Genomic DNA, 16,659 nt, shown 5'->3' with positions numbered 1-16,659 from the left:
CCCACTCACATGGCTAAAAACAACATCATCGTCGTCGGCGGCGGACTGGCCGGGCTCATGGCCACGATCAAGGCGGCCGAAGCCGGCGTCCACGTCAACCTGTTCTCCCTGGTGCCCGTAAAACGCTCGCACTCCGTGTGCGCGCAAGGCGGCATCAACGGAGCCGTCAATACGAAGGGCGAAGGCGACTCTCCTTGGGAGCACTTCGACGATACGGTCTACGGCGGCGACTTCCTCGCCAACCAGCCTCCGGTCAAGGCGATGTGCGAGGCCGCTCCCGGCATCATCCACCTGATGGACCGCATGGGCGTCATGTTCAGCCGCACGCCGGAGGGCCTGCTCGACTTCCGCCGCTTCGGCGGCACGCAATACCACCGCACGGCGTTCGCGGGCGCGACGACCGGCCAGCAGCTGCTGTACGCGCTGGACGAGCAGGTTCGCCGCTGGGAGGCCGCCGGCCTCGTCAGCAAGCATGAGCATTTCGAGTTCATGGGCGCGGTGCTCGACGACGACGGCGTCTGCCGCGGCATCACCGGCCAGGACCTGCGCACGATGGAGGTCGTCTCCTTCCGCGCGGACGCGGTCATCCTGGCGACCGGCGGCCCCGGCATCATTTTCGGCAAGACGACCAACTCGGTCATCAATACGGGCACCGCGGCGAGCGCGGTGTACCAGCAGGGCGTCAGCTACGCCAACGGCGAGATGATCCAGATCCACCCGACGGCCATCCCGGGCGACGACAAGAACCGCCTCATGTCCGAGTCGGCGCGCGGCGAGGGCGGACGCATCTGGACGTACAAGGACGGCAAGCCGTGGTACTTCCTCGAAGAAAAGTATCCCGCCTACGGCAACCTCGTGCCGCGCGACATCGCCACCCGCGAGATCTTCTCCGTCTGCGTGGACGAGAAGCTCGGCATTGGCGGCGAGAACATGGTCTACCTCGACCTGTCGCACAAGGATCCCAAGGAGCTTGACGTCAAGCTCGGCGGCATCATCGAGATCTACGAGAAGTTCGTCGGCGACGATCCGCGCAAGCTGCCGATGAAGATCTTCCCGGCTGTCCACTACTCGATGGGCGGACTGTGGGTCGACTACAACCAGATGACCAACATCCCGGGCCTGTTCGCTTGCGGCGAATGCGACTACCAGTACCACGGAGCCAACCGTCTCGGCGCGAACTCGCTGCTGTCGGCCATCTTCGGCGGCATGGTGACGGGACCGAAGGCAGTCGAATACATCAAGGGGCTCAAGAAGTCCGCCGAGGACGCTCCGTCCTCCATCTTCGACCGCGAGGTCAAGCTGCGCACGGACAACTACGAGTCGATCCTGAAGCTCGGCGGCACGGAGAACGCCTACGTGCTCGGCAAGGAGCTCGGCGAGTGGATGACGAACAACATGACCGTCGTCCGCTACAACGACCGCCTCGTGCAGACGATCGACAAGATCAAGGAGCTCAAGCAGCGCTATTCCAACATCAACATCAACGATACCGCGCGCTGGAACAACGCCGGCGTCGCCTACACGCGCCAGCTGTGGAACATGCTGGAGCTGGCCGAGGCGATGACCAAGGGCGCCCTGCTGCGCGACGAGAGCCGCGGCGCGCACTACAAGCCGGAGTTCCCGGAGCGCAACGACGAGCAGTTCCTCAAGACGACGATCGCCAAGTGGACGACGGAAGGTCCGGAGATCTCGTACGAGGATGTCGACACCTCGCTCATCAAGCCGCGCAAGCGCGACTACTCGAGCAACAAGTCCTAACGAGGAGGGAGAACGACCATGGCAACCGAAACCCCGGTCAAGGCGGGCAAGACGGTCAAATTCATCATCACCCGCCAAGACTCGCCGGAAGCGGCTCCTTATACCGAGGAGTTCGAGCTTCCGTACCGTCCCAACATGAACGTCATCAGCGCGCTGATGGAGATCCAGCGCAACCCGGTCAAGACCGATGGCGCCAAGACGACTCCGGTCGTCTGGGAGTCCAACTGTCTCGAGGAAGTTTGCGGCGCCTGCTCGATGGTCATCAACGGCAAGCCGCGCCAGGCGTGCAGCGCGCTCGTCGACAAGCTGGAGCAGCCGGTGCGCGTCGCTCCGATGAGCACGTTTCCGGTCGTGCGCGACCTCGTCATCAACCGCGAGCGCATGTTCAACGCGCTCAAGCGCGTCAAGGCCTGGATTCCGATCGACGGCACGTACGACCTCGGTCCCGGACCGCGCATGGCCGAGACGAAGCGCCAATGGGCCTATGAGCTGTCCAAGTGCATGACCTGCGGCGTCTGCCTCGAAGCCTGCCCGAACGTCAACGACCGTTCGAGCTTCATCGGCCCGGCGGCGATCTCTCAGGTACGCCTGTTCAACGCCCATCCGACGGGCGAGATGAACAAGGCCGAGCGCCTGGAGACGCTGATGGAAGACGGCGGCATCGAGGGCTGCGGCAACTCGCAGAACTGCGTCCGCTCCTGCCCGAAGGGCATCCCGCTCACGACGTCGATCGCCGCGATCAACCGCGACACGACGGCGCAGCTGTTCAAGAACTGGCTGAGTTTCTAGGCTCGGCAATAGGAAAGCCTTCCGGACTGCTCTTTGCGAGCGGTTCGGGAGGCTTTTTTGGCTTGGAAAGGGGACTTCAGGGGACAGGAAGTCGGCTGCGCGATCCGGGCTACTCCGGTGGACAAGAAGCCCGCTGCGCGAGCCGAGCCTTTCTCGGCAGGCAGCCGGCAGCATACTAGGGACAAGAAGCCCGCTGCGCGATCCGAGCCACTCCGGTGGACAAGAAGCCCGCTGCGCGAGCCGAGCCTTTCTCGGCAGGCAGCCGGCAGCATACTAGGGACAAGAAGCCCGCTGCGCGATCCGAGCCACTCCGGTGGACAAGAAGCCCGCTGCGCGAGCCGAGCCTTTCTCCGACTCCACTGGAAGCCGGATGCCCTGATTTTTTGACCTCCTATTCGGAGGCCATCCGTCTTCCAAGAGGACCGCTGCCGCTTCTCCGAAAGGCATCGTCTCGCTCCGCTTGCCTTGTCCCTGTCTTCTCTGCTCCCCCTTTTTATTTGGGGGAGGGGGCGTCTCCCGCTTACCTGGGAGACGGCAGCGCTTCTCAGCGGCCAGCACGAATCGGCCGCCGCAGATCAGCCAGCAAGCCGCATGCGGCTTGCTGGCCCGCCCCTCGAATAGGGCGTGTAAACCAAACCGCTGGCGCGAACCAAGGCGCTTGCGCCCCTCATCGAGTCAGCACGCCAACCATCCTTTCGGAGTTGCGCGGGAAAACCGAGTAACTCGGGCATTGGGAGGTCAAACGGTCGGAGATGCGCGGAAAAACCGAGTAACTCGGGCGAGTGAAGGGGCAAACGGTGGGAGATGCGCGGAAAAACCGAGTAACTCGGGCATTGTGAGGCCAAACGGTCGGAGTTGCGCGGAAAAACCGAGTAACTCGGGCGAGTGGAGGACCAAACGGTCGGAGATGCGCGGAAAAACCGAGTAACTCGGGCAAGTGGAGCCGAACCGGGCGGAGTTGCGAGGTCAAATCAAGTAACTCCGGTAGGCAGGCGTGGCGGTTGGAGCCTGAAAGAAGGACTGGCGAGCCGCTGTAAGCCGAATTATTCGGGTTGGAGCCTGAAAGACGGGTTGGTCAGCCGCTGTAACCCGAATTATTCGGGTTGCAGCTTGAAATAGGGGCTGCCGAGCCGCTGTAAGCCGATTTATTCGGGTTGGAGCCTGAAAGACGAGCCTGCGAGCAGCTATAACCCGATTTTCCCAGGGGTTCAGCCCGTTATAGAGGCTTTAGAGCGTTGCGGAGAATGCGCGATCGCCGAAATCCTCGAGGGCATGGAGATCGGAGCGACTCTCTGCGAAGCGGACGTGGCTCGTGGAGAAGCGGCAACGGTTCCAGCACCGCTGTCCGCTTCCGGGCGAAAAAAAACGGCCTATAGGCCGTCTTTTCAAAGGATCGTCTGTCCGCTCGCCATCAAGATCAAGGAGCTGCTGTATCCGTCGCTGCGGCTTGGATCAGCTGCAAGGAGTTGTCGAGCTTTTGCGTGTCGGCGCGGATGGTGGCGATGAACGTGTTGCCGGCAAGGCCCATGCTTTTGATCAGCGGGCTGTCGGAGACGTCGACCCCGAACCATTGCTCCGTCGACGGATCGTCCGTCGTCACGGTGCGCACGGCGCGGCTGTCGTCTGCATCGAGGCCGAGCTTGGCGGCGTGAGGGGCGAGATCGACCAGGGCGCCGTCTCGCGCCAGCTTCTCGAAGTTCAGCTTGTCCAAAATATAGACGTCGTCCTTGTTCGAGATGAGGTCGATGAGGCTTTTTTGGACCATGGCCATATCCTGACTCGACTGCGGCTCTTCCGGGACGAAGGTCAGATGCACGATCGCCCGCTTCCAATCGGGGAACCGCTTCACGATCTGCTCCTCGGCCGTCTTCAGGTCGACGCCGCCGCCGATCGGGCTGCTGCCGTCCGCGCCGATGAACTGGCCGAAAAACGAGACGGCGATCGCGGCCGGAGGCAGCTTGGCCAGCTCGGCCTCCTCGCGCTTCTTGTCCTGATAGGCGTTGATGCCGTAGACGACGGCGGCGATGAGCACGATCGCTCCGAGCAGATGGAATTTATAATAGCTGAAGAAATGGTCGATCTTCTGCATCGCGGGAGCCATGCCTTTATATTTGCCGTAGGCCTGCTCGTTGTACGCTTCGGTCGATTCCGCGCGATCCCGCTCCTGGATGGTCCGGTAGGCGGCGTTGATCCGCTCCAGCTCGACCTGGCCCTCCTGCAGCTGCGCTCCCGACCTGCTGCTGCGCGCGCGGCGGAGCAGCAGGTCGTACCGCTTCTCCACGTCTTCCTTCGCGGCGCCTGGCTCCAGCCCGAGCTCCGCATACGCCTGCTTGATCTTTTCGTTGTCCATGCCTCACCCTCACTGTCCGCTTGTAGATATCCTCTTTAGTATATCGCCCGCGAAGAAGCGTTTCCACTATCGATGCGGAAGCTCGGCCGTCAAGAGCGGTCCTAATCCCGGCCGCGCGCTCATATGCTGCTAACGGAACGAAAAAAAGCCGCCTGCAGGCGGCGCGGCGGCGATTAGAGCCAATCTTCTCCCCAGTCCTGAATGGACTCGATGACCGGCTTCAGATGCCGTCCCTTTTCGGTCAGCTCATATTCAATGCGAACCGGCATCTCCGGATACACGTTGCGGGTAACGATCTGGCTCGTCTCGAGCTCCTTCATCCGGTCGGTCAGCATCTTGTCGCTCATCTCCGGAATCTGCTCCTTGATTTCCTTGAACCGCTTCGGTCCTCCAAGCAGCACGCGGATGATCAGGCCCGTCCATTTCTTGCCGAGCAGCTCGATCGCCGCCTCATACTTGGGACACATCGTGGAGTAGTCCATTCGCATCACTCCTTCTGTTGCCGCTATTGTATCACATTGACTAAGGAAATGTAAGTGACTGCGGTCCACTAAATAAAGAAAATATATTTACTTGACTTTAGTTAGTTATGGGGATAAGATAAGTCCATCGCAAGACCAGAACCGATAAAGGAGAGGGTTGGAATGTTGGATACGGGGTTGCTCATCTTGAGGATTGTCGTCGGCTTGCTGTTCATCGGCCACGGCGCGCAGAAGCTGTTCGGCTGGTTCGGAGGCTATGGCATCAAAGGCACGGCCGGCTGGCTGGAGTCGCTCGGAGCCAAGCCGGGAGCGCTGATGGCCGTGCTGGCCGGAGGAGCGGAGCTGCTGGGCGGCCTGCTGCTCGCGCTCGGCCTGTGGGTATGGGTGGCGGCCGCGCTCATCGTCTTGACGATGCTCGTAGCGATCGTGAAAGTGCACGGAGCGAACGGCATCTGGTCGACAGCGAACGGCTACGAGTACAATCTCGTGCTGATCGCGGCCGCGCTCGCGATCGGCTTCACCGGAGCCGGCGCTTATTCCATCGACGCGCTTCTATAATAGCCGGATCATACGCACAGAACGTCCCTTCGTCAGGATGCCGACGAGGGGATGTTTTTTTTCGTTGATGCCGTCAGGAGGGGCGGCCGGACGGCAGGCGATGCGGCGCATTCGGGCTCGTCCCGGGGATGGAAATGAGAGGAGCTGCGCAACTTTTGCGGCCAAGATTCGTCTTTTGAGTAAGATGCTCGGCAAAAAGAGATGAGATGGCGGCAAGCATTCGTTATAATGAGTGGAACGGATCCACCAGAGAGGAGGAGACTCCATGCCGGATGATTGGGGATTTTTCGAACGCTTGACGGAGTCCAAGGAGCAGATGAGGATCCTCGTCAATTGCGCCTGGAAAAAAGAGACGCCTCCCTCCGGTCTGAACCGGCTGCTCTCCATCACGATCAACCTGTACTCGGTGCGCAGCCGCCAAAAGAAGAAGGCGGCCATGATCGCCGAGCTGGAGAAGCTGGAGCAGCGCCTGGAAGAGGCCGTTCTGGCGGGCGGGGAAGCTTTTTATGCCGGACGGATCAATACGCCGAAGAGGCTGGAATATTACTACTACATCGCGGAGGACGCCGGGCTGGAGCCGCTGGAGAACATGATCCGCGGGCATCAGGACTACCGGCTGCAATATTATGCGAAGCCGGATCCGCAGTGGGAATTTTACCGCTTCATGCTGCCGGATGCGCTGGAGGAGCTGTTCATCCATAACGCGCAGATGGTGTATGCGCTGCTGAACCGCGGGGACGACATCCGCCAGCCGCGCAACGTCTATCACTGGCTGCTGTTTCGGGATTCGGACGACCGCAAGCTGATGCGCATGAAGCTCGAAGGGATGGGCTATCGCATCGAGGAGGGGAAAAGCGGGGAGCCGGAGCCCGATTATCCGTATCCGCTCGTCATCAGCCGATTCGAGGACGTCCGTCTGGAGACGGTGAACGGCCGCGTCGACGAGCTGTACCGCGTCCTCGGCGGAGGCGGCGGCAAGTACGACGGCTGGGGCTCGGTGATGAAGCAGCCGGCTCTGTACCGGCTGCGCCAATGGGCCAAGAAGCGGCTCGGCATCCAGCGGCTGTCGGGCCGGACCAAGGGCTGAGCCGGACGGCTACAGCCGGATGACGATCAGCCCTGCCATGAGGCAGGCGAAGGCGAGCCATTGCAGCCTTGTCAGCCGTTCCCGGTACAGCAGGATGGAGCCGGCGGCGACGACAAGGCTGTTTGTCGCGAAGATCGGTGCGGCAAGATTGGCGGGGCCAGTCTCGAGCGCCCAAGCGTACAGCTGCAGCCCGCCATAGGAGAACAGTCCGGCGAGCAGGCCGAAGCGCAGGCCGATGCCGAACGGCGATGCGGCCGCGGACGGCTTCTTTGGAGCGGACAAGGGAGAGGCGCCGACCGTTTCCGCGGCCGGCCGGCGGGGCCGCTCCCGCCAAGCGGCGGCGGCGAACCAGGCCAGCGACAGCAGATAGCCGCTGAACAAGACGGCCGAGGAGGGCAGGCCGGCTTCGCCGGTCACCTTGAGGCCCCCGTTGCGGAACGTGAACAGCAGCACGGCGGCGCCGGTGTAGATGTACCAGAGGCGGCTGGAGAGGCGGAGCTTCTCCGCAGGACGGATGGCGATCAGCACGGCGGACGCCAGCAGTAGCGCGATGCCGGCCGCTTCGGCCAGGCCGAGCGTCTCGCCGTACAGCCCGACCGACAGCGCCACGACGAGGACGATGTTGAGGTTCGTGAGCGGAGAGGTGATGCTCGCCGGACCGTGCTCCAGCGCCTTCATGAACACCGCGTTGCCCCACGCCGAACCGGCGCCGACGATGCCGCCGGCGAGCCACAGCCGCCCGTCGCCGAGCGCGCTCCAGCCGCCGTCCATCAGGCACTGCGCGGCAAAGCCGGCCGTGCCCGTCGCGTACAGCCCGAGCAGCAGCGCCGTCCGTCCGCCTTCCTTCATTTGGGACACCTTCATCCACCAGCCGGCGAGGCCGAAGACGAGCGCGCTGCCGATCGCGGTCAGCAGCCAAGGCATGTCAGCGGGCATGAGGCGGCGTCTCCTTCCCGCGGCTCGTCCGGCGGACGGGGTAGTCATGCATTTTGTTACACAAATGAAATATTCCTGTCACCGTTTTATTACAAGGAGCGGTTATGATAGTTGCATGACCCCCTTTTAATAAATATTTCTTGGGACCTTCCTTCGGGAAGGTCCACTTTTTTTTGTCCGGCCGCCGGCCTCAGAGAGGCACGCGCACCTGCTGCTTTTGCCGATAGAAGACCCACTCCCGGTAACCGATCTCCTTGAGCTTGGCCCGCACTTCCTCTATCTCGTCGCCGACGCGCGACGGCACATGGGAATCGGAGCCGAAGCTGACCTGCACGCCGTAGAACAGCGCGCGCTCGAGGATCGCATCGGACGGATACCAGCCGCCGACCGTCTTGGTCTTGCCGGAGGTGTTGATCTCGATGGCGGCGCCGCTGCCGGAGATGGCCTGCAGCGCCAGGTCGATGCTCTCGGAGGCCGGGATGTCGGAGAAGGCCGGGTAATAGCCCTTCATCGCGTCGATGTGGCCGAGCACCTGGAACATGCCGCTGACGGCCGACTGGCGGATGAGCTCGTAGTATTCCCGTTTTTGCTCGATCTGCACGAGGTCGGACAGCCCTTTCCAGCGGGTGCGGTTGAAGATGCTCTTGCCCCCCGACAGATGCACGGACCCGATCAGGTAGTCGAACGGATACGGCTCGTAGGCGCGGCGGTACGTCTCGGCATGCTCGGGGAAAAAGTCTGATTCCATGCCGAGCAGCACCTCGATGCGTCCCTCGTACTTGGCCTTGAGCGCCAGCACCTCCTCGACATAGCCCGGCAGCGAGCTGCGGGCCATCGCGATGCCCGGCTGAGGATGATCCTCCTCGCTGCCGAAATACGGCGAGTGGTCCGAGATGCCGATGACGGACAGTCCGGCGTCGATGGCGGCGCGGATATAGTCCTCGATGCAGCCCTCGGCGTGTCCGCATCGCGCATGGTGGGTATGCAGGTCGAATTTCATGGGAACTCCTCCTATTCGCTGCTGATGAACTGCGCCTCGGGCATGCCCTTGAGGTCGCTCAGGAACTGCTGCATCGCCGAATTCAAATAGCGGCCCGACTTGTAGACGACGCCGACCGGATGGCTCACCTCAAGCTCGCTCACCTTGATCATGCGCAGCGTGCCGAGCCGCAGCTCGCTTGCGATCGACTGCTTGGAGACGACGGCGGCGCCGAGGTTGATCTCCGCCATCCGCTTGACCTCCTCGCTGCTCGACAGCTCCATGACGATGTTGGGCACGATGCCGTGCTCGGCGAAGACGCGGTCGACGAAGCGGCGGCCGAGCGTATCCGGCGAGAGCATGATGAGTGGCACGTCCCGCAGCTTGTCGAGCGAGGCATGCTTGAGCGAGGCGAGCGGATGGCTCGGAGAGACGACGAGCTCGAACGTGTCGTAGTACAGCGTCGCCGTCCGCACATGGGGATGATGCTCCATCAGATAGGTCAGGCCGAGATCGACGCTGCCGTTCTCGACGCTCGAGAGCACCTGCGCCGAGGGCATCGTATGGATCGTCGTCTTGATGAGCGGGAACTGGTTCTGAAAATAGGAGAGCACGCGCGGCAGGATCTGGATGGCGATCGAGCTTGTCGTGCCCAGCACGATATGGCCCTGAGGCGTATGGTTCAGGTCGGAAAGCTTCTGCTTGAGCTCCTCGACGATGTCGAGGATGCGCGTCGCGTGGTCAAGGAACACTTGGCCGCGATCGGTAAGCGTGACCGGCTGATTGCGGTCGACGAGCACCGTCTTGAACTCCTCCTCCAGGCTCTTGATCTGGGCGGAGACGGCGGGCTGGGTCAGGTTGAGCAGCTCGCCGGCCTTGCGGAAGCTCATCGTTTTGGAAATGGTAAGAAGCGTTTCCAGCTGGCTGATATTCAGGGGCAGGCTCCTCTCTCGCCTCCGGCAGGGATAGGATTCGATCATCCCCGGTCGATAAGACTTTTTTATCACTCTGCTATTTAGTATAGCCAAGCCGAGGGCGGGTAGTAAAGCGAGCGGGCCTTTACGCAAAAGCAACGAGGAAGCGGCCGTCAAGGGGGCAGGAATCGGCCGGAGGGCGGCGAAGCTCTAAACCGATGGACGGCGAGCCGTCCGGAGGAAACGGGGGAGTTAGGGATGGATCGAAAAGCGATCCGAGGCTGGATCTGGTACGACTGGGCGAATTCAGCCTTTGCGACGACGATGCTGGCTGCCGTCATGCCGGTCTACTACGAGGGAGTGGCCGCGAAAGGCTTGGCGGAGGGCGCCGCTCAGTCGTACTGGGCGAATACGCAGAGCATCGCGATGCTGCTCGTCGCCGTGCTGGCGCCGCTCGCCGGCGCGGCGGCCGACCTGTCGCGCTCCAAGCTGCGGTTCCTCATCGCCTTCACGGTGCTGGGCGCCGCATCCAGCTCGCTGATGGCGCTGGCCGGGGAGGGCGACTGGCTGCTCGCCTCGTGCCTGCTCGTGCTCGGCATCGTCGGCTTCTCCACCGGCAATACGTTCTACGACGCGCTGCTGCGCGACGGCGTGCCGGAGGAGCAGCGCCATGCGGTGAGCGCCAAGGGCTACGCATACGGGTATGCCGGAGGCGGCGCGCTGCTGGCGATCAACCTCGTCATGATCCTGCAGTGGGAGGCGCTCGGCTTCCCGAGCAAGACGGCCGCGACGCAAGTCGTCTTCGCGACGGTCGGCCTCTGGTGGCTGCTGTTCTCGCTGCCGCTGTTCACCCGCTGGAAGGAGCGGCCGGCGGCCGCGGCGAAAGCGGGCGGGCCGACCGTGCTGCAGGCGGCGGGAGCCTCGTTCGGCCGCATCGCCCAGTCGCTGCGCAGCCTGCGGCGCTATCCCGAGCTGCTCAAGTACATGGCGGCGTTCTGGCTGTTCAACGACGGCATCAGCACGGTCATCGTCATGGCGACGATCTACGGCGCGGGCATCGGCATCGACTCCGACGACCTCATCCTCGCGCTGCTCGTGACGCAGTTCGTCGGCCTGCCCGCGACGCTCGCGTTCGGACGGCTCGTCGGCCGCTTCGGCGCCAAGCGCATGCTGAGCGCGTCGCTGCTCATCTATCTCGGCATCGTCATCCTCGGCTACTTCATGACGACGTCGCTTCATTTCTTCGTGCTCGCGACGCTTGTCGGACTCGTCCAAGGCGGCAGCCAGGCGGCCGCACGCTCGCTGTACGCGCGGCTCGTCCCGGCGGACCGCTCCGGCGAATGGTTCGGCTTCCTGGCGCTCAGCAGCAAGTTCACGTCGGTGCTCGGGCCGCTCGTATTCTCGCTCAGCGCGACGCTGACCGGCTCGAGCCGAGCCGCGATCCTGTCGGTCGCCGCCTTCTTCGTATTCGGCTGGCTGCTGCTCCAGCGCGTCGACTTCCGGCGCGGCGCGGAGCAGGCCGCTGTCGGCAGCGGCGACGGCCCGGGGAGCGGATTGCCGCCGGCGGGCCTGTCCTCCTGACGTCAGGAGCGAGCCTTGGCTGCGCAGCTGCTGCATGGACGCAGCAAACCCCCTTGTCGGTTCGGCCACGGGCCGGCAGGCAAGGGGGTTTTTCGGGTTCGGGCTCGGGCTCGGGCCGATCCGGCGCGGCGGGGGTCACAGCCAATCCTTTTTGCGGAAAAGGAACAGCATGCCGCCGCCGAGCATCAGCATGAAGCCGAGCAGGAGGTAGAAGCCGTAGTAGAAGTTCTGGCCGGGCAGATGGACGAAGTTCATCCCGTAGATGCCGGTGATGAACGTCAGCGGCATGAAGATCGTCGTCAGCGCGGTGAACACGCGCATGATCTCGTTCGCCCGGTTGGACAGGCTCGACTGGTACGCCTCGCGCAAGTTGGCCATGAGGTCGCGGTACGTGTCGAACGTCTCGGTGATCTTGACGGCGTTCTCGTAGATGTCGCTGAAGTACTTCTGCAGCTGGTCGTCGATCAGGCGCAGATCCTTCTTGTTGAGCGTGGCGATGACGTCGCGCTGCGGCCCGAGCACCTTCTTGAGCCACAGGATCTCGCTGCGCAGGCCGATGATCTCGTTCAGATGGGACTTCTTGGTATGCATCAGGATGTCTTCCTCGAGCCGCTCGATGCGCACCTCGATCCGATCGCCGACGAGGAAATAATTGTCGACGACGATGTCGACGAGATGGTACAGGAAGCGGTCGGGCCGGCTGACCTCCTGCTCCCACAGGATCGGCTTGAGCGAGCGCAGCTCGTTGATCTTCTGCTTGGTGACGGTGATGATGAAGTGCCGCCCGAGGAAGATGTTCAGCGCGCGGAGGAAGATCTCCTCGTCGTCGAAGCGGATGCTGTTGATGACGATGAAATAATGCCCTTCGTGCAGCTCGATCTTAGGGCGCTGCTCCTCCTCGCTGAGGCAGTCCTCCACCGCCAGGTCATGCAGGCCGAACAGCGGCTGCAGATAGGCGAGATCCTCGACGTCGGCGTCGATCCAGTAAAAGCCCTCCAGCGGAGGGGCGAGCGTCGTTTCCAGCTCGTCTACAGGCGTGAATACGCCGTTGTTGACCATTCGAATCTTCATGGCCGTTCAATCTCCTCTCGTGCGCGAAGACGGACGAGAGCCGGCCGGGCATCCGGGCCGCGGCGCGCCGAAGCGGCCGTGCATCCGCGCGAGCGGTGGACGGCACGGCGGCAACGGGCGGCGGCGAAGGGAGGTCATCCGCCATGCGAGGCGGGGTCCGGCTGGTCGTCTTCGCGATGCTTGCTTGCGGGTGCTGCTGTCGGGACGGGCTTCGGCCTATCGCCTTCCATGGCGTTTCACTCCTTTGCTACCGGTTGAAAGTCTTGTCTAGTATACTCTTCCGGCCGACCACACTCAAGAAGGAAAAACAGGCTGCGCGGCGGGCGCGGCCGGGGCCGGCTGGCGGCGCTCGCAGAGCCGGCTGCGGGGCGCAGACGCGCCGGCGGGGAGCGCGCCGAGGGCAGCGAGCGCGCAGGTCGGCGAGCGCGCCGAGGGCGCGGGTCGCGCCATGTCCGCTCGGGCGGACATGGCGGCCTTTCAGCGGCGCCATTCGGGCCATGGCCCATCTTATTCGACTGCCGGGAAAAGGTGCGGCCAGGCCGAGCAGGGCCTGGATGCATCGCTCGGCGCCATGAAAGGTCATCTCATCGGTTTAGCGCAGGACGAGCCGTCAGCTTTCCGGACCACGCCTCCGAGGCTGGCTTTGCCCGCACGCCGCCGGCTGAAAATGGCAGCAGAGCGCAAAGACCCTCGATACGCAGAATCGGCTCTGCCATCGAGGGTCTTTGCGCGCTTAGGAGCGGCCTTTCTCATCTATTCCTTCCTGGATGCGGCGCTCCGCGATCCAGGCCGGGCTGCGCTGCCTTATCGGCTCTGCGGCACCAGCTGCAGCAACCGCCACAGCGCGACCGCAGCCTCGGCGCGGGTCGCGGGCTTGGCCGGCAGCAGCCTGCCCTCGGCGTCTCCGCCGAGAATGCCGGCAGCAGCCAGCGCCTGGACCGAGCTGCGCGCATACGCCGCGATAGCCTCCCGATCCCGGAACTCGGCCGCAGCGGCTGTCGGCGACGCGGAGCTCCCTGCCGCGTCGAGCCGCTGCCGCGCGCGTTCGAGCAGGACGGCCATGTCCTGCCGCCGGATCGGAGCGGCCGGATCGAAGCGGCCGTCGCCGGTTCCGGCCGCGAGGCCCGCGCTGGCCGCGGCGCTCACCTCGGCGGCGTACCAGGCTCCGGCCGGAACGTCGGCGAACGTCGAGGCGCCCGGCTCCGCCGCCGGCAGCCGCAGCGCGCGGACGAGCAGCGCTGCGAATTCGGCTCTCGTCATCGGCCGCTGCGGCTCGAAGCGGCCGCCCGGCACGCCTTGCACGAGACCGAGGCGGGCCAGCCCGCTCGCGGCCGCTGCGGCCCAATGCGTTTCCTTCAAGTCGATGAAGGAAGGCGAAGGCGAGGCGCTCGGAGCTGCCGAGGCGGTCGGAGCCGCGCTGGCCGACGGGGCCGGCGTCGGGGCTGGCGTCGGCTGCGGAGCCGAGGTTGGCGACGGAACGCCGCCCGTTCCCGGAGATGCCGTTGGTCCCGCGCTCGGCTGCGGATCCGGGCTCACGCTCGGGCTCGGCTCCGCGCTCGGCTGCGGGTCCGGGCTCGTGCCCGGCAGCGGCTCGATCTCGCCGGACGGCTCGCCGACGACGATGCCGAGGCCGTTCGTCGCCATGTAGACGCGGCCGTACACGCGCGGATCGCCGGTGATCGCCCGGTTGGCGGCGCCGAACTGATGGGCGTCGTCGTTGATGCGGATCCAGCTCGCGCCGCCGTCGTCGGAGCGGTAGACGCCCCATTGGCCGCCCTGCTTGGCGTAGCTGTACAGAGCCGGCTCGTCCTGTCCCGGAGCGGCTTTGCCGAAGCCGATCGTGACCGCTTCCTCGATGCCGTCCAGACGCTCGAACGTCGCGCCGGCATCGGTCGAGCGGTACAGCCCGAACGCGTCGTCCGGATTTTTGTTGTCCCGGCCGCCGGCGATCCACACCTCGCCCGCCCGGCCGGGCACGGCCTTGAGCTTGCTCGTGATCTTGCGCGGCAGCCCTTCCGCGCCGGTCGCGGCGAACGTCGCTCCGCCGTCCTCGCTCGCATACAGCACGCCGTCCGCGAAGCCGTAGAAGCGGTCGGGATCGACGCGGTCGGAGGCGACGATCGCGCCTGCCGGGATGCCGGCCGCTGCGGTCCACGTCGCGCCGTCGTCCGTCGAACGATAGACGGCTTGTCCTTCCGCTCCCCAGACGATCGAGCCGCCGTCGGCCGCCATCGCGACGAAGCCGCCGTTCACGGACGCGCCGCTGCCCCATGGATTGGCGCCGGGCTGCCAGGTGACGCCGTTGTCATGCGAGACGCCGATGCCGACATCGCTGCCGGAGACGTTGCCGACGCGCACGACATCGTTCGGATCCAGCTCGGCATAGTCGATGTCGGTGCTCGAGCCGATGTACGGATTCGTGATCATCTCCGGCGCACGGCCCAGATCGGCATGGCGGAAGCCTCCGATGTCGCCCATCGCGCTCAGCAGCGGCGCGCCTGACGGCGGGCTGACGAGGCCGAGCACGGCCGTCTCCTCGATGCCTTCGGCCTTGACGGAGATGCGCACCTTCTCGTACACGTCGCCGCCGACCGTGACCGGACGGTCCATCGCGGTCGCGTTGTCCGAGCCGTACATCGTCGCTCCGGTTCCGTAGAGGAAGGAGTCGGAGTCGAACGGATCGATCTTGAGATCGCCGATCATCCAGCCGAGCTTCGGCGACGTCTCCGGCAGCGGATCGGTCTTGCGGCCCCAGTCGAGCCATGGCGACAGCGAGTAGTCCAGCTCGTACTTGTTGACGCGCTCGGGATAGCTGCCGAACGTCCAGAACGGCGTCCAGCTGCGGCCGCCGTCGAGGCTGCGGTAGATCTGCTCGTCCGGCCACCACTTGTTCAGCGTAGCGGCCATCACGATGTCGGGGTTCTGCGCGTCGACCGCGAGCCCGCCGTACGGGCTGGAGGTGGAGCCGGGCCCTTCCGGACTGATGTCGGTCCAGTCGCCGCTCTTCGTATCGAGCGCCCAAAGCGAGCCTTCGCCGCCGTTGTAGGGGCCGATGTCCTTGGCATAGCTGACGTAGAGGCGGCCGTCGCGCGAAAGCACCCCGCGGTTCGGCAGGAAGCCCTGCTCCGGCTGGCCCGGAACCGGCTGCCACGTCTCGCCGGCATCCGTCGAGCGGTAGATCGGGCTTGTCCGCTCGGCCGTTCCGGCGTAGAGCGTCGGCGTCGGGCTGCCCGGCTGCCCGGAGGACTTGTCGAAGACGACCCAGGCGATGCCGAGCGGATCCTTCATGTAGTCGTCGGCGACTTGGCCGACCGCGGTGAACGACGCGACGCGCGCCCAGGTCGCGCCGGCGTCGGAGCTTTTCCAGAGGCCGTTGCCGCTGCGCGCGCCGAAAAACAGCACCCGACCGTCGTTCGGATCGACGGAGAGCCGCTCGCCCATGTTCCGGCCCGGCATGTTGCCGCCGAGCTTGAACGGAAGCTCTGTCCGCTGCCACGTCTCGCCGCGGTCGCTCGAGCGGTACATGAAGCCGTTCATGTCCGTCCAGTCGTTCGTATACGTGCCGAGAGCGGCGTAGACGCGGTCGGCATCGGACGGATCGGCCGCGATGCTCTCGACGCCGAGCAGGTTCCATTCCTCCATGCCGACGCCTTCGAGCAGCTGCTTCCACTTGCCCCCGGTCGAGGCGTCGCGGCGGTAGGCGCCGCCCATGTCGGTGCGCGCATACGCGAGCCCCGCCTCCGCCTCGCTGTAGACGATGCCGGGGATGTATCCTCCTCCGACGACCGCGGCGCGGCTCCACGCGTACGGCTGCTGACGCACGGCAGGCTCCGCGCCTTCCGCCGAGGCTGCCGCCGCGGACGCAGGCGGGACGGCCAGCGGCGCGAGCAGGCAGGCGGCCAGAGCGGCAACGCTCCATTTCTTGAACATCCGATCAGCTCCTTCTTCTCGTCGGCTTCAGCAAGCGGGACTAGGAGAGGAACGAGTCCAAGCCCGCTTTCTGAAAGCGATTTCATCAATCCCTCCTAGTATAAGCGGGAGGTTCGGGACAACCTACCGGCTGAATTGGAGAAATTATCCGTTCACGATCGGACATTTGCGCGGCGGAGAAGGAAAAGACAAACAGGACGAAGCGGAGTCCGTCTCCGTTTCGT

12 protein-coding genes are annotated in these 16,659 nt (G+C 64.5%); 5 read left to right on the top strand and 7 right to left on the bottom strand.

Going from position 1 to position 16,659, the window contains the following annotated elements:
* The first annotated feature begins 9 nt into the window (after positions 1 to 9).
* Both sdhA and sdhB read left to right on the top strand, forming a co-directional pair.
* Positions 10 to 1,758, top strand: coding sequence for a succinate dehydrogenase flavoprotein subunit (sdhA, locus tag B8V81_RS07050; protein WP_028599264.1), 1,749 nt, complete (start codon positions 10 to 12; stop codon positions 1,756 to 1,758).
* Between the two features lie 18 nt (positions 1,759 to 1,776).
* Complete coding sequence (gene sdhB, locus B8V81_RS07045) at positions 1,777 to 2,547, top strand: succinate dehydrogenase iron-sulfur subunit (protein ID WP_028599263.1); 771 nt, start codon at positions 1,777 to 1,779, stop codon at positions 2,545 to 2,547.
* 1,417 nt (positions 2,548 to 3,964) lie between these two features.
* Here sdhB and B8V81_RS07040 read toward each other — a convergent pair.
* Both B8V81_RS07040 and B8V81_RS07035 read right to left on the bottom strand, forming a co-directional pair.
* On the bottom strand, positions 3,965 to 4,897 hold the full coding sequence (locus B8V81_RS07040) for a hypothetical protein (protein ID WP_028599262.1): 933 nt from the start codon (positions 4,895 to 4,897) through the stop codon (positions 3,965 to 3,967).
* Positions 4,898 to 5,070: 173 nt separating this feature from the next.
* Entirely contained in the window at positions 5,071 to 5,379 is a 309-nt protein-coding gene (locus B8V81_RS07035) for a winged helix-turn-helix transcriptional regulator (RefSeq protein ID WP_028599261.1), read from the bottom strand.
* 162 nt (positions 5,380 to 5,541) lie between these two features.
* Between B8V81_RS07035 and B8V81_RS07030 the strand changes: the two genes are divergently transcribed.
* Together B8V81_RS07030 and B8V81_RS07025 are read left to right on the top strand one after the other, a co-directional pair.
* Entirely contained in the window at positions 5,542 to 5,937 is a 396-nt protein-coding gene (locus tag B8V81_RS07030; RefSeq protein WP_028599260.1) for a DoxX family protein, read from the top strand.
* A gap of 265 nt (positions 5,938 to 6,202) precedes the next feature.
* Positions 6,203 to 7,024 (top strand): DUF695 domain-containing protein, encoded by an 822-nt coding sequence (locus B8V81_RS07025; protein WP_028599259.1) that lies wholly within the window; start codon positions 6,203 to 6,205, stop codon positions 7,022 to 7,024.
* Positions 7,025 to 7,033: 9 nt separating this feature from the next.
* On the opposite strand, the gene B8V81_RS07020 is transcribed toward B8V81_RS07025, so the two are convergent.
* From B8V81_RS07020 to B8V81_RS07010, 3 genes are all read right to left on the bottom strand, one after another.
* Positions 7,034 to 7,960 (bottom strand): EamA family transporter, encoded by a 927-nt coding sequence (locus B8V81_RS07020; protein WP_228551649.1) that lies wholly within the window; start codon positions 7,958 to 7,960, stop codon positions 7,034 to 7,036.
* A 190-nt stretch (positions 7,961 to 8,150) separates the two neighbouring features.
* The gene (locus B8V81_RS07015; RefSeq protein WP_028599257.1) at positions 8,151 to 8,960 is read right to left on the bottom strand and encodes a histidinol-phosphatase; all 810 of its coding nucleotides are present in this window, start codon (positions 8,958 to 8,960) and stop codon (positions 8,151 to 8,153) included.
* Between the two features lie 11 nt (positions 8,961 to 8,971).
* Positions 8,972 to 9,874 (bottom strand): LysR family transcriptional regulator, encoded by a 903-nt coding sequence (locus B8V81_RS07010; protein ID WP_028599256.1) that lies wholly within the window; start codon positions 9,872 to 9,874, stop codon positions 8,972 to 8,974.
* A 237-nt stretch (positions 9,875 to 10,111) separates the two neighbouring features.
* Here B8V81_RS07010 and B8V81_RS07005 point away from each other — a divergent pair, with 237 nt between their 5' ends.
* Entirely contained in the window at positions 10,112 to 11,434 is a 1,323-nt protein-coding gene (locus B8V81_RS07005; RefSeq protein ID WP_101808036.1) for an MFS transporter, read from the top strand.
* A gap of 135 nt (positions 11,435 to 11,569) precedes the next feature.
* On the opposite strand, the gene corA is transcribed toward B8V81_RS07005, so the two are convergent.
* Entirely contained in the window at positions 11,570 to 12,505 is a 936-nt protein-coding gene (gene corA / locus B8V81_RS07000) for a magnesium/cobalt transporter CorA (protein ID WP_101808035.1), read from the bottom strand.
* A gap of 804 nt (positions 12,506 to 13,309) precedes the next feature.
* On the bottom strand, positions 13,310 to 16,435 hold the full coding sequence (locus B8V81_RS06995; RefSeq protein WP_101808034.1) for an S-layer homology domain-containing protein: 3,126 nt from the start codon (positions 16,433 to 16,435) through the stop codon (positions 13,310 to 13,312).
* Positions 16,436 to 16,659: the final 224 nt, after the last annotated feature.

Origin of the sequence: Paenibacillus pasadenensis (genome assembly GCF_002864175.1) — a bacterium.
GTDB classification, from domain to species: Bacteria; Bacillota; Bacilli; order Paenibacillales; family Paenibacillaceae; genus Paenibacillus_O; species Paenibacillus_O pasadenensis.
Note: the sequence above shows the minus strand (reverse complement) of the source record. Positions and strands in the feature narration are given on the sequence as shown.